Below are 12178 nucleotides of genomic sequence, written 5' to 3'. Positions count from 1 at the left end.
CCTCCTCTTATCTTTCAGACCGTTTACACGAATCTGTAGGAAGTAGCACCTGTGCAAGTTAGTCACTTGCCGGTTGCCGGGCATCGCAGGGCCTAGTCCCTCCGCCGCTCTTGATAAGAGTTTGATTGATTTAGTTTTCCATCTTGTGAAGTAGTATAGGCGAATTCTTAATACAATGTCAAGTGTTTATTGAAAGTTTTTTCAGAAACTTACATTTACTCTAAGATGTTATAATAACGATTATACAAGTTGAAATAATGAATCTTACCAACAACGCTTGGCGCTTTGGGATGCCTCCTGCTGGAGAGCAGACGGAATCAATAGAGTAATTTCACTAGTTTGGGGGAATTGGTATGTGGTTGTGGGTTATAGGAGTGCTACTGTGTGGATATTTAATCGGATGCTTACACGGCTCGGTTGTTGCAACGAAGATTTCAGGAGTTAATTTAAAAGAAACTGGGGTCAAAAATGCAGGTGCTTCGAATGCTACGATTGTGTTAGGGAAAAAGTTTGGTGCTCTTGTAGCAGCGATTGATATTGGAAAAGGTGCGCTGGCTGTACTACTTGTACACTTTTTTTCTGTGAATGCGGAATTGCCGGGAAATGATGTCGCATTACTACTCTTTTTGGTAGGTGCCGCAACAGTCGCTGGACATAACTTTCCGTTTTACATGCAGTTCAACGGCGGCAAAGGAACTGCTACAGTTATCGGCGTTCTACTCGCACTCGATTGGCGTTTCGGTCTCGTTGGTTTTGCGTTGTTAGTAGTCGTAGCACTTACGACTAACTTTCTGGTGTTTGGCGTTTTGATGTTGTACGTGACATTCTTGACCTTGGCATTTTGGTCAGAAGGTTACTGGCCCATCGTCATCGCAATTGTATTATTCATACTTGCGATTTGGAAGCATATCGAAAATTTCCAACGGATGAAAGAAGGTAGTGAGAAGCGAGTTTCAGCAGTGTTTAAAAAGAAATGATTGTCAATGAAAGATTTAAATTATTAGCGTTGACTACAAAATGGAAGGCACTCTGAATCTGACGGAAACAGCATTTCTGCAAATTTCGTCAAAATATGGTATACTAGTTAGTAGACAACTTGTGATCTATCATTTTCGTTGAGTTGTGTTTCGTCTTTTATGCCACGCTTAGGGTTTGACCTAAGCATTTTTTTAATTGATTGAGGGCATGATGAAAATAAACACTAGGGGGAATTCGAATGGCTTTTCCACGCAAGGAAAAAGATGTATCGGATTTTGTCGCAGCGCGCAAAATCGATGAAAAGATTTCGTTTGTCCGTAATGACCATGAAGTTAATGGTACTATTTTTAAAATTCTCGAAAACTCTGTCATTGTGGAGATTTCTTCGAAGGATGCCGAACTCATTGGTGCCGCATCCAATCTGACAGTTGTTGCACACAAGAACTATTCAGTCGTCTGACGATTTTTTTAATTGCCTGCCACTAGGAAGTCTTTCTAGTGGTAGGTAATTTTTTATTTCACGGAAGCTTTGGGCAAACTCGACTACCTAATTTGAAAACTTAGCTACCTTTCAACAGAACTCTATCATTCAAGCAGGATTTTCTTTCCTATTTCTCGAAAGATACTAGTGAAAGGGGTTGCACGAATGATTCAAAAACTATTACTGGCTGCTATTACGATTATGGGGGCTATCTATATCTTCCTCATCCCATCAGATCCAGTCGGCTTCAAGATTTTCATGAAACTGATTCCGATGGCACTTATCATTTTGTTTGCACTAACAACCAGATCATTATTTTCTCGCACATATAAACGTATTGTCATTTTGGGACTTTTTGTTTGCATGATTGCAGACGGCGTCCTCTATTGGTTCATGATTGGACTCATTACGTTTTTCATCGGACATATTTTTTACATTATTGCATTTCGTCATATGGCCCGAAAGCATATGCCCATTTGGGCCGCCATTCCACTTCTTCTGTATGGTATCGGTATGGCCATTTGGCTGGCCGGTTCACAATTCACGACTGGCCAAACCGTGCTCGGCATTGCCATTATCGCCTATATTTGTGTCATTACAACAATGGGATGGATGGCGATTCGTACACGCTTGCCACTTGCCATTGTCGGTGCACTTCTTTTCATTTTTTCAGATTCTGTTCTTGCAATTGACCGATTTGTTTACGCGATTCCATATCGTGATGCACTTGTCATGGTCTCCTATTATGCCGCGCAGGTTTTCATTGCAGCGAGTATCGGTAGTCGGGTTGTAAAGTATTCCGTAAACCGGAACAATCTGATAAGATAGTTGTATCAGATTTTTATCACAGGAGGTATTTTCAGATATGAAAGAGATATTAGTTGAGCGCCTTGTACGGTATGCAAAAATCGACACACAATCGGATGCTGCTAGTTCATCAACTCCATCAACAGCCGGGCAATGGGACCTGCTGCATGAGTTGCAAAAAGAACTCGCAGACATTGGATTGGAAGACATCACGCTAGATGACAACGGCTATTTGTTTGCGACGCTTCCTGCCAATACGGATCGTGACATTCCTGTCATTGGATTTCTTGCACACGTCGATACAGCGACCGATTATACAGGGAAAAATGTCAAACCACAGCGCATCGACCATTATGATGGCACTGACATACGGCTGAATGTTAATACAGTCATGACGGTGAATGACTTCCCTGAATTAAAAAACTACATTGGTCACACGCTCATTACGACAGATGGCACAACGCTTCTTGGTGCCGACAATAAAGCTGGGATTGCTGAAATTGTAACAGCGATGGAATATTTGATTGCCAATCCAGATATTAAGCATGGCAAACTACGTATTGCCTTTACTCCTGACGAAGAAATTGGGCGCGGACCACATAAATTTGACGTCGAAAAATTCGGCGCGAAGTATGCTTACACAATGGACGGTGGACCACTTGGTGAGCTCCAGTATGAGAGCTTCAATGCAGCTGGCGCTACAGTAACATTTCATGGTGTCAGTGTTCACCCGGGATCTGCCAAAAATAAAATGGTGAACTCTATCTTAATCGCCAACCAATTCCAGGCTGCCATGCCGGTAGAAGAAATTCCTGAGAAAACAGATGGCTACGAAGGATTTGTCCATCTTATGAACGTCAATGGTGATACGGAGAAGACAACACTTAGCTATATTATCCGTTACTTCGACCGCGAAACATTTGCAGCTCGCAAACAACTGATGCTAGATACAGTAAACCGATTGAAAAAAGAATATGGGGCACACAGTGTTACTCTCGATATCGACGATCAATATTTCAATATGGGCGAAAAAATTGAGCCTGTTATGGAAATTGTCGATATTATGGCTGATGCGTTCAAAAATCTCGACATTGAACCGAACATCGTGCCTATACGTGGCGGTACAGATGGATCCCAACTATCATACATGGGGATGCCAACGCCGAATATTTTCACTGGCGGGGAAAACTATCACGGTAAATTCGAGTATATCTCTGTCGATAATATGGTGAAAGCGACGCAAGTCATTTTAGAAGCCGTCAAATTGTTTGAAGAACGTGCATAATTATGGACTTGCCGATGAAGTAAAATGGGATTGAGGTCATCATTATTGGCATGGCACTACATAACTTGCGAAATAGAAATTGCCTGTTACCTAATAAAAGGTACAGGCAATTTTTCATCTAGAGTTCAGCACCTAGGAGCTTACGCTTTCGGTGTTTCCTAACGATCATATTCGCCAATCGTTTCGACCGCTTTCTCCGTAATTGATGTATCGATCGCTTTGCTTAAATCGACATCTCCGCGAATAGCACCGTTTGTTTTATACGTATCGTACTGCTTTTTAATATCGTCTATGAACATTTTGCCATCCGGATCAAGTCCAGTGACGTTTACTTTATCCCATAGCGCGGGGTCTTTTAATGCCGTATGTTTCGTCATAATTTCGACCACTTCGTCCTTACCGATGTCTTTAATAAAGGCATCATTATAATCACGAACACCTTTCAAGTAGGCAGACATGAATCGCAATGAAACATCCTGCTCTTCAGACATGAATTGAGGGGAGCCGAGTACCATTGCAATTTGAGATTCAGGCGCATAATCAGTTGCATCACCGAATCGGACATGGAACCCTTGGTCGACACCTTGTGCGATGAGGGGCTCGATATTAAGTGCGGCATCGATTGTTCCGCCATCAATTGCCCCTAGCATACTTCCAAAATCCCCCATGAGTACGAACTCAACATCATCTTCAGTCAAGCCTGCATGCTTAAGCATTTCCTCGTAAATATAGCCGTCAATCGAATTACGTGACGATACCGCAATTTTCTTACCTTTAAAATCACTATACTCTTTTATGACATCGACCATATGATTACCAATGACAAATGTGAAATAGGATTTACCAGGCACGTTATGACCTTTATCAGCAATGATTTTAACGTCAATGCCTTGAGCAATTGCATTAAAGAACGATGCCGTTGAAACGCCACCGGCAATATCCACTTCACCCGCTGCAAGAGCTGGTAGCATATCATCACTGTTGGCGAACTGAGCAAACTCTACCTCAATATTGTAGTCCTCAAAGTATCCCTTTTCCTTGGCAATATAAAAACCAGCACCTGATGCTGCCCCATCCTCTGCAATAACAACTTTTGCTCGTTCGTCGAGTGGCGCCAAATCACCAGATGGATAGTCCTCGGTCACTGTAACCGGCGCTTTTCCTCCTGGCACTGGCTTCGTCGTCTCTTTTGGAGAGCAAGCCCCGACAACTAACGCCACTGCGAATAAAGCCAGCAACCATCCGCTTTTCATCCACTTCCCCATGGAATCTCTCCTTTTCATTCATCTTCCTGCCGAGACCGTTGCACTTCTTTTTGCAGGTGTTGCCATATTTCTACAAACTGCCCTGCCATAACTGGATTCGCCCGAATATCCTCCATTTTTCGCGGACGTGGTAGTTCTACTTTAATTTCCTGAATAATTCTTCCAGGCTGTGAACTCATTAACAAAATACGGTCACTCAGCAATAATGCTTCGTCGATACTGTGGGTAATAAAAAGAACCGTCTTCCCTGTTTCTGACCAGATCGACAGCAATTCCTCCTGCAAAATGAATTTGTTCTGTTCATCAAGCGCAGCAAACGGTTCATCCATCAATAGAATTTCTGGATCATTTGCAAATGCCCGCGCAATGCTCACCCGTTGCTTCATGCCCCCGGACAGTTCTTTTGGATATAGCGAGGAAAACTTTTCAAGCCCCGTTTTCTTCAGATAATACGCAGTCCGTTCCTTTATGACGTCCTTTGGCATATGGCGCATTTTGAGACCAAATGCTACGTTTTCCTCCACGGTGAGCCATGGAATGATTCCTCTTTCCTGAAACACCATCGACTGAAGTGGGCGGTCCTCACCATCTGTCGCAATCGTGAATTCTCCAATACTTGGATGCTCAAGCCCCGCTAAAATACGTAAAAGTGTCGTTTTCCCACAGCCACTCGGACCTACAAGACAGACAAACTCCCCGTCTTCGATTGTTAAATTAATGTTATCGAGCGCTGTGACACTCGCTTGTTTTTTATAAAACGCCTTTGTTAAATTAAGGATGATAATTTTTGTTTTCCTTCCCATCTGTTCACCTCCACGGTAGCATCTTCTTCTGAATTCCTCGGAGCACTAGCGAGAACAGATAACCAAAAAATGAGATGAGGATGAGACCCACATACATTTCTTGGAGTAAGAACGCTTTATACGAAGTCCAGATTAGATAACCGATACCAGACGTAGCCCCCATCATTTCTGCTGCTACAATGGTAAGAAGCGCAATCGCCTGCCCCATCTGAATTCCTTCCAGCATAACCGGCATGGCACCAGGCAAAGCTATTTTCAGGAAAAAGTTCACTCTTCCCGCCCCGTAATTTTTCGCTACATCCAAATAGATGGAATCGATATTAATAACACCGGCAGCCGTATTGATAACGACAGGAAAAAAGACACTTCCCGCAATTGTCACTACTTTCGACAAGTCCCCTATTCCGAAAAGGATGATAATAATCGGCAGCAAAGCAAGTGTAGGGATTGGCATAAGTGCCATCACGATTGGAGAAACAAAATGTCTAATCGGAGAATAAAGCCCCATCAGCAATCCGATGATAACACCCGGTATCACACCGAGTAAAAATCCAACGAAAATTCGGTACAATGACACACCAATATGATTGGCCATTTCACCACTTGCAATCATCCCGAAAAACGTGCTGACAATAGCAGATGGCGGTGGAAAAAAGCGAATATCAAGTATTCCCGTCCTCGACATGAACTCCCACAACAAAAGCAGGAATACCGGCGAGGCGATTGTCAACATTTGTTTTAACCGTTCCTTTGTTTGCCTTTGTTTCCATTCACGTTGTTCAATTTCATATGGATCATATCGCGCAGCTCTGTCATCCCTTTTCAACGTTCACCACCTCTTCATTCAAATAGTATGTGTCTGCCTAAAAAAGTGTGTTGGGCAACCGCGGAGAAACGGCTATCTTCAGCAATTTTGGAGCACAAAAAATCCATGGAGCTTGGAATCTTTATGGATGTCATATGATACTATTTTTCTAGACCAAGTACTCTTTTCACCTATATTTATACATGAATTTCTAGCGAACGGTAGTAAACGTACTCTATACGGTAGTATTCACTCGCTATCCGGTAGTAAAATCAAAAACAGCATTCCCTCCAGCTAAGTTTATCTGTACTTACTGGACTGAGCACTCACTCAACTTGCCGTTTCAATTACATGAACATATACTAAAACCATGACAAACTTAACTGCGGACCAACTCAAACAACTAAATATGTACAGTATCTATACGGAATTGCCTGAGAGAAAACTGTTCACATTCGAAACACTTCTGGATGCTGACCAAATCATAGATGCTTTGAATATTATCCAAGTGGTTAGTGGTAGCCCAAACCAAACCATCGCCGCATCTTACTTCATGCGCCGCCTTGGCATGTTCATTGCCATGCAATTTACTAATCTAGCAACGTACGATGAGGTATGGGACGGAGAGAAAGATCGCCTCGTCTTCGGTGCTAAGGAAGAGTATGGAAAGATAGCCATTAGTTCATTTGCCTTTGCGGAAGATTGGAGATATGTAGAGGACAATGAGCGTCGTGATGTCATCAGGCGCATTTTAGTCGAACAATGTAACGCCGTTATCAAGCAGCTTCGCACTATCGCATCCGTATCCCCCTTGACCTTATGGGAAAATATTTTCGGCTTCCTTCTTTGGCAATATCATGTATTGCTGTCAAACCCGGGTACTGCCGAAGAAGCTTGTGCTGATCTTGATATGTTGAAAGACGATACACTATGGGAAGGCATCGCACCCCGATCACTATTTTCCACCTATTTAAAAGGGCGTGAACCATCTGCGCTGATAAATACTGAAGTACGGACAACATGCTGCTTCTCCAAGGATGTTCCTGGGCTTATGCAATGTGGATTTTGCCCGCTAAAATGAATTTATTTCTCTCGGTAAGATCTATACCAGACCTTCATTTTGCCGCACCACCATAGAAGAATCCCATGAAAATGCCCGCTGGTAAATTGCCAGGATGGCTGATAAAAGTGGATAGTATGAGTCCAAGAATAGTCGTAGCCGTTGAAAACCAACTTTCAGGAAGCTTGAACACCACTCTCAGCAGCAATACCCCTAGAAGAATAGCGGGAATCGCCCAAAATGCATCCCAGATATTCGTATGAATCACCGGAAATTCAGTCCACATGCCATCAATCCTTTTTTCCGATAGCTTAGCCATTTTGTTCATGATTTCATACCTTTTTGAAGTTGAGGATTGAGCATACTTCAAATTCGTGCGAGAGTACTGAAGGTGGACATATGCTACGCATATTACCATCAGATTACGCTTTTCATTAAACTACTATTATTGCTGGATTCGCCCCCTTTTGGTATACTTACGTTAAGAATTGGATATATTAAAAAGACCGCTTGGTGGTGGTACACCAGAACGGTCTTCGATTGTAACAAAATAGTATCGCTTCAAAGGCGATCAGCATAACGGAGTAAACCGCTTCAGGCTTGGGGGCTCAAAGGCGGTTTACTTTTTCTTTGAAAAAGTATATGACAACGCAATGATTGTACGATTAGTATAGAAAAACTAATCATTAAACTCACTGCTTCAAATATCGTCATTAGCATCACCTTCTTTCCCCTCTCACAAAAATTTGCAAGATGTAATGGGAATCGTAGATATGCTAACCGCCTATGAACACACACTATTTTATTACATTTCTATTATATCACTCTTCACGACTACCAAACTCTCATCGTTTGAAATTAGAGGTACCTCAAGTAAAGACTACACATCATATAAACATTTTTAAGGCCGGTCGATTCCATCATGGAAATCACCGGCTTTTTTAAGATTTAACTTCTACAAATTAAGCGTTTTCATTATTGCAACAAAAAACAAGCCCCTGACATTTCTTTGTCAAGGAGCTTGTTTCATTACACATCTTTCGTCGCAGTAAACTTTATTTCCTTACGCCTATCATAAATATTCTTCACAATAACCTTACCAACCGCGTACGCAGGAATAGACAGGAGAATACCTAGGAAGCCGGCAATATTTCCCGCTGCCAAAATAACCGTAATAACCGTCAGTGGATGAATATCGAGCGTTTTCCCCATGACATTCGGTGTGATAAGGTTGCTATCGATTTGCTGTGCAACGAGTGTGATGACACTGACCCAAATAACCATTTGCGGATCTTGAATAAACGCTATAATCAGTGCTGGTGCAAATGCAATCCATGGACCGATGAACGGAATGACGTTCATGAAAAAGGCAAAGATAACAAGTAATAACGCATAATCTAGCTTTATGATTAAATAACCAACAAACATAATGAGTGCTAAGAGAAAGCTTATCAATAGCTGTCCCTGGATATACGTGCGCAGTACCGTATTGATATCATGTAAGGTTTTTTTAATCCATACTTTCCGTTTACCTGAAAAGAAGTTGTAGATGAATGGTGCGAACTTCTCGTGATCTTTCAATAAGTAGATGAAGAAAAACGGTACGAGAATCAGGGTGAAGGCTGTTTGAAATACGGATTGGAAAAACTGTACGACTAATTTTCCAAATACGACGGCAATAGATTGAATCGAATTAACAGCCTTATCAATCATGTCATTTAATTGATCAGGTAAACTATCTCTATTTTGCCAAATGTATTCCACTTGAACTGTAATATCTTTTGTAATGGATGGGGCATCTTTAACAAATTTGTTCACTTCGTTCATAACTGGCGGACCAATAATTGAAATGAATAGCCAAATAACTGCTGCAACACTGATAAGTATCGTTAAAATACTTCCCCACCGCGGCATTTTGCGCTTTTCAAGGAATCGCTGAAATGGCTCCGTTACGTAAAATAGGACAGCTCCCAGTAATAATGGTACAAAAATAGTTTTTGCGATGATGACTAGAGGGGAAAAAACCCCTTTGATTTCCATAAAGTATTTTGCAATTAGCAAAGCTAGTAAAATCCCAACGCCTGCTTGGAACCATAATTTTTTCGTCAAAAAGTTCACTCCATTTCTGTACACTGTTATTTTCAAGTATACGTTGTTTTACGTACGACGTCGAAAGAAGTTTCAAATTATTCATTTATAGTAAGAAATATTTAATCATTAGAAAAAGGGACTCAAACCAAAAACCGGTTTAAAGTCCCTGCTCATTATCTATAAAACCTCACCCAACCCGCAACACAATTCGATTGCCAGAAGGATCTTCTACGATAAACCTATTCTCATCAGCTACTACCTTCATCCCCAATGCTTCCACCTTGCCAATCGCTTCATCTAACACTGCCTCAGTCGGATAAACAAGCGTAAATGATTGAAGCCCAACACTACCTTCTGATGGACGTGGTGCTCCCACGCCATTCCACGTATTCAAACCAATATGGTGATGGTATTTCCCATTCGACATAAACAAAGCTTGCGGATAATTCGTGACCACTTCAAAGCCGAGTGCATTATAAAACGTTTCTGTCTCAGGCAAGTGCGCTACATGTAAATGAACATGCCCCATAACCGTACCCGAAGGAAGTCCATCCCATATCTGATCTCCACTCTCCGCGATAATACTTTCACCATCGAGCGGATCCGTACTCATCGCAACTTGTTCATTGTCCCAACTCCAAACAGCCGGATCACGGTCTGTGTAAATCTCAATACCATTGCCATCTGGATCTGACAAATAGAGCGCCTCGCTCACCAAATGATCCGAAGCTCCGATTCGCACCTGATGTTGGATGAAATGCTTAATAATAGCTCCTAAATCAGCTCGTTTCGGCAATAATAATGCAAAATGATACAAACCAGCCTTATGTGCCTCTTTCGGCGTAACATTTTCTGGTTGTTCGATAATCAGCAATGGAGTTTTGCCATCCGCCGTCAGTACTACCTTATTCGCTGCTTCCTCAAGTACTTTAAAGCCAATCACTTCTTTATAGAACTGGATAGATCTAGTCAAGTCCAAAACATTCAGATGGACTTCTCCTGTATACGTAATCGGTGCTGTATGAAAATTCATGTAAATTCCTCCTATTTTTAAATTGGTAAGTAACTTACTTTATGTAACTAACTTTATATGTTATAATGAAAATTGTCAACACATTAACATTCAGACCAAAGGAGTTGCTATCAGATGAATGAATTTGAACTATGTCCACGTTTTGAAAAAGCCGTCTCCATCCTAAGCCAGCGCTGGACCGCACTCATTTTGTATCAATTAATGACAGGACCGCAACGCTTTTGCACAATGACAGACAAGCTCGGTGTCAGCGGAAAAACATTAACTGAGCGATTAAAAGACCTTGATCAACAAGGTTTTGTCATCCGTAACGTTTACCCGGAAACGCCTGTACGAATTGAATACTCCTTAACCGAAAAAGGCATGTCTCTTACACCAATCATGAAAGAAATCGAGAATTGGTCGAAAACATGGATTGCACCTGAACCTGTTTTGAAAGATAAGTGAAGCCGATTACAATTCAATGCAATCGGCTTCACTTCTTTATGTACGTCTTTAAAAATCCGTCAATCTGTGCAGGGGTTTTTAAATAATGCACTATCTTTCCTTCCTCCACATAACGTCGCATTCGCTCCATCATGCTCTTTTTTCGTGCGCCATATGTCGTGACGATGAATTTTAGAAATGCCCAATCCATCTTTTCTTGACAGCCCTCGCCAATATCCTGCCGCGTTTCTCCATGGAATTGCACTCTGCGCTTCAACACTCGATACAAGCAGACACGAAGCGGAAGTTCCAGATAAATTACAGTATCCGCATACGTCTCACGAATATTCATTGTCCCCCCATAATTCCCTTCCATAATCCATCGATCCCGTTGGACCACTTGTTGCTGTGCTGCTGAAAACTCTTCAGACGGAGCCTCTACCCAATTCGGCTTCCAAAACAACCGATCCAAATGCGTCACTTCAATACCCGTCAATTCACCTAATCGGCGCGCAAACGTTGATTTCCCAGCACCAGCTGACACTCCGATAACCATGATTTTATTCATTCCATCACCCTCAATCCTCATAATTCAAGAACCACGAATTGCTCTTTTATTATATCGTGTTGCAGCAAAATGAAAGCCACATTTTATAAGAAAGAAATTATTTCCGATCCCACACACTATAAAGATAACGGCTTCTTAATACCTCATCCATTCCCCAAAACACAAATGAGGGAATCACTGCAGCGGCTACTAAATATAGATTGCCACCATTATTCAACTGAGAACCATCTACCAAAATAAAAAAGAGAGGAAAACTTAAACCCAAAAACAGATGGGTAAAAAGTGACAAAAGAACTCGTTTCACCCCATTAAATCGATCGTTTATTTTATCCGACAGAATCGATACGGGTACACCATATAAAAGAATAACCGGAGTCACATATATCGCAGCAAAGACCATTAGCTCCAGTGCATCCCGCACTCCACTACCTTCTATTAGCATGAAACTAAAGCCAAGCATTGGAATAGTCAGTACGACCGTCAGCAAAAAAGCAATCCCTTTTCGTTTAAACACTTTATTTTCACTCCCCCACATAAATAGCAAAATGACCCGGGCTTCAAAATCAACGGCTGTTA

Annotated in this window: 14 protein-coding genes and 1 riboswitch; of the genes, 6 read left to right on the top strand and 8 right to left on the bottom strand. The window is 41.8% G+C overall.

Features of this window, described 5'->3' with window-relative positions:
• Positions 1–4: 4 nt before the first annotated feature.
• Positions 5–120, bottom strand: a riboswitch (SAM riboswitch).
• Between the two features lie 233 nt (positions 121–353).
• From MKZ10_RS03965 to pepT, 4 genes are all read left to right on the top strand, one after another.
• The gene (locus tag MKZ10_RS03965; RefSeq protein ID WP_342508072.1) at positions 354–977 is read left to right on the top strand and encodes a glycerol-3-phosphate acyltransferase; all 624 of its coding nucleotides are present in this window, start codon (positions 354–356) and stop codon (positions 975–977) included.
• Positions 978–1216: 239 nt separating this feature from the next.
• Positions 1217–1438: a DUF2187 family protein gene (locus MKZ10_RS03960; protein ID WP_342508070.1), complete on the top strand. Its 222-nt coding sequence runs from the start codon at positions 1217–1219 to the stop codon at positions 1436–1438.
• A gap of 186 nt (positions 1439–1624) precedes the next feature.
• Positions 1625–2287 (top strand): lysoplasmalogenase, encoded by a 663-nt coding sequence (locus MKZ10_RS03955; protein WP_342508068.1) that lies wholly within the window; start codon positions 1625–1627, stop codon positions 2285–2287.
• Positions 2288–2324: 37 nt separating this feature from the next.
• Positions 2325–3551 (top strand): peptidase T, encoded by a 1227-nt coding sequence (pepT, locus tag MKZ10_RS03950; RefSeq protein ID WP_342508066.1) that lies wholly within the window; start codon positions 2325–2327, stop codon positions 3549–3551.
• A gap of 158 nt (positions 3552–3709) precedes the next feature.
• Here pepT and MKZ10_RS03945 read toward each other — a convergent pair whose 3' ends face one another.
• The 3 genes from MKZ10_RS03945 to MKZ10_RS03935 are packed head-to-tail and all read right to left on the bottom strand — an operon-like array spanning position 3710 to position 6352.
• Positions 3710–4816, bottom strand: coding sequence for an ABC transporter substrate-binding protein (locus MKZ10_RS03945; protein WP_342508064.1), 1107 nt, complete (start codon positions 4814–4816; stop codon positions 3710–3712).
• Positions 4817–4830: 14 nt separating this feature from the next.
• Positions 4831–5619, bottom strand: a complete 789-nt coding sequence (locus MKZ10_RS03940) for an ABC transporter ATP-binding protein (RefSeq protein ID WP_342508062.1) — start codon at positions 5617–5619, stop codon at positions 4831–4833.
• Between the two features lie 4 nt (positions 5620–5623).
• Entirely contained in the window at positions 5624–6352 is a 729-nt protein-coding gene (locus tag MKZ10_RS03935; protein ID WP_342509998.1) for an ABC transporter permease, read from the bottom strand.
• Between the two features lie 442 nt (positions 6353–6794).
• Between MKZ10_RS03935 and MKZ10_RS03930 the strand changes: the two genes are divergently transcribed.
• Positions 6795–7505 (top strand): hypothetical protein, encoded by a 711-nt coding sequence (locus tag MKZ10_RS03930; protein WP_342508060.1) that lies wholly within the window; start codon positions 6795–6797, stop codon positions 7503–7505.
• Positions 7506–7539: 34 nt separating this feature from the next.
• Here MKZ10_RS03930 and MKZ10_RS03925 read toward each other — a convergent pair whose 3' ends face one another.
• From MKZ10_RS03925 to MKZ10_RS03915, 3 genes are all read right to left on the bottom strand, one after another.
• Complete coding sequence (locus tag MKZ10_RS03925; RefSeq protein WP_342508058.1) at positions 7540–7812, bottom strand: hypothetical protein; 273 nt, start codon at positions 7810–7812, stop codon at positions 7540–7542.
• Positions 7813–8513: 701 nt separating this feature from the next.
• Positions 8514–9593 (bottom strand): AI-2E family transporter, encoded by a 1080-nt coding sequence (locus tag MKZ10_RS03920; protein ID WP_342508056.1) that lies wholly within the window; start codon positions 9591–9593, stop codon positions 8514–8516.
• A 169-nt stretch (positions 9594–9762) separates the two neighbouring features.
• On the bottom strand, positions 9763–10608 hold the full coding sequence (locus tag MKZ10_RS03915) for a VOC family protein (protein WP_342508054.1): 846 nt from the start codon (positions 10606–10608) through the stop codon (positions 9763–9765).
• Positions 10609–10722: 114 nt separating this feature from the next.
• Here MKZ10_RS03915 and MKZ10_RS03910 point away from each other — a divergent pair, with 114 nt between their 5' ends.
• Entirely contained in the window at positions 10723–11055 is a 333-nt protein-coding gene (locus tag MKZ10_RS03910; protein WP_342508052.1) for a helix-turn-helix domain-containing protein, read from the top strand.
• A 28-nt stretch (positions 11056–11083) separates the two neighbouring features.
• Here the strand turns inward: MKZ10_RS03910 and MKZ10_RS03905 are convergent, their stop codons facing one another.
• Together MKZ10_RS03905 and MKZ10_RS03900 are read right to left on the bottom strand one after the other, a co-directional pair.
• Entirely contained in the window at positions 11084–11602 is a 519-nt protein-coding gene (locus MKZ10_RS03905; RefSeq protein WP_342508050.1) for a topology modulation protein, read from the bottom strand.
• Between the two features lie 97 nt (positions 11603–11699).
• Complete coding sequence (locus MKZ10_RS03900; RefSeq protein WP_342508048.1) at positions 11700–12116, bottom strand: hypothetical protein; 417 nt, start codon at positions 12114–12116, stop codon at positions 11700–11702.
• Between the last annotated feature and the right edge of the window lie 62 nt (positions 12117–12178).

It is taken from the genome of Sporosarcina sp. FSL K6-2383 (genome assembly GCF_038618305.1).
Taxonomy (GTDB): Bacteria; Bacillota; Bacilli; order Bacillales_A; family Planococcaceae; genus Sporosarcina.
Note: the sequence above shows the minus strand (reverse complement) of the source record. Positions and strands in the feature narration are given on the sequence as shown.

What these genes read in the sequence shown, in the direction of transcription:
- MKZ10_RS03945 (WP_342508064.1), bottom strand. Translation starts at nt 4,816, where the DNA reads ATGGGGAAGTGGATGAAAAGCGGATGGTTGCTGGCTTTATTCGCAGTG.
- MKZ10_RS03910 (WP_342508052.1), top strand. Translation starts at nt 10,723, where the DNA reads ATGAATGAATTTGAACTATGTCCACGTTTTGAAAAAGCCGTCTCCATC.
- MKZ10_RS03905 (WP_342508050.1), bottom strand. Translation starts at nt 11,602, where the DNA reads ATGAATAAAATCATGGTTATCGGAGTGTCAGCTGGTGCTGGGAAATCA.
- MKZ10_RS03915 (WP_342508054.1), bottom strand. Translation starts at nt 10,608, where the DNA reads ATGAATTTTCATACAGCACCGATTACGTATACAGGAGAAGTCCATCTG.
- MKZ10_RS03925 (WP_342508058.1), bottom strand. Translation starts at nt 7,812, where the DNA reads ATGAACAAAATGGCTAAGCTATCGGAAAAAAGGATTGATGGCATGTGG.
- MKZ10_RS03965 (WP_342508072.1), top strand. Translation starts at nt 354, where the DNA reads ATGTGGTTGTGGGTTATAGGAGTGCTACTGTGTGGATATTTAATCGGA.
- MKZ10_RS03955 (WP_342508068.1), top strand. Translation starts at nt 1,625, where the DNA reads ATGATTCAAAAACTATTACTGGCTGCTATTACGATTATGGGGGCTATC.
- pepT (WP_342508066.1), top strand. Translation starts at nt 2,325, where the DNA reads ATGAAAGAGATATTAGTTGAGCGCCTTGTACGGTATGCAAAAATCGAC.
- MKZ10_RS03940 (WP_342508062.1), bottom strand. Translation starts at nt 5,619, where the DNA reads ATGGGAAGGAAAACAAAAATTATCATCCTTAATTTAACAAAGGCGTTT.
- MKZ10_RS03935 (WP_342509998.1), bottom strand. Translation starts at nt 6,352, where the DNA reads ATGTTGACAATCGCCTCGCCGGTATTCCTGCTTTTGTTGTGGGAGTTC.
- MKZ10_RS03930 (WP_342508060.1), top strand. Translation starts at nt 6,795, where the DNA reads ATGACAAACTTAACTGCGGACCAACTCAAACAACTAAATATGTACAGT.
- MKZ10_RS03960 (WP_342508070.1), top strand. Translation starts at nt 1,217, where the DNA reads ATGGCTTTTCCACGCAAGGAAAAAGATGTATCGGATTTTGTCGCAGCG.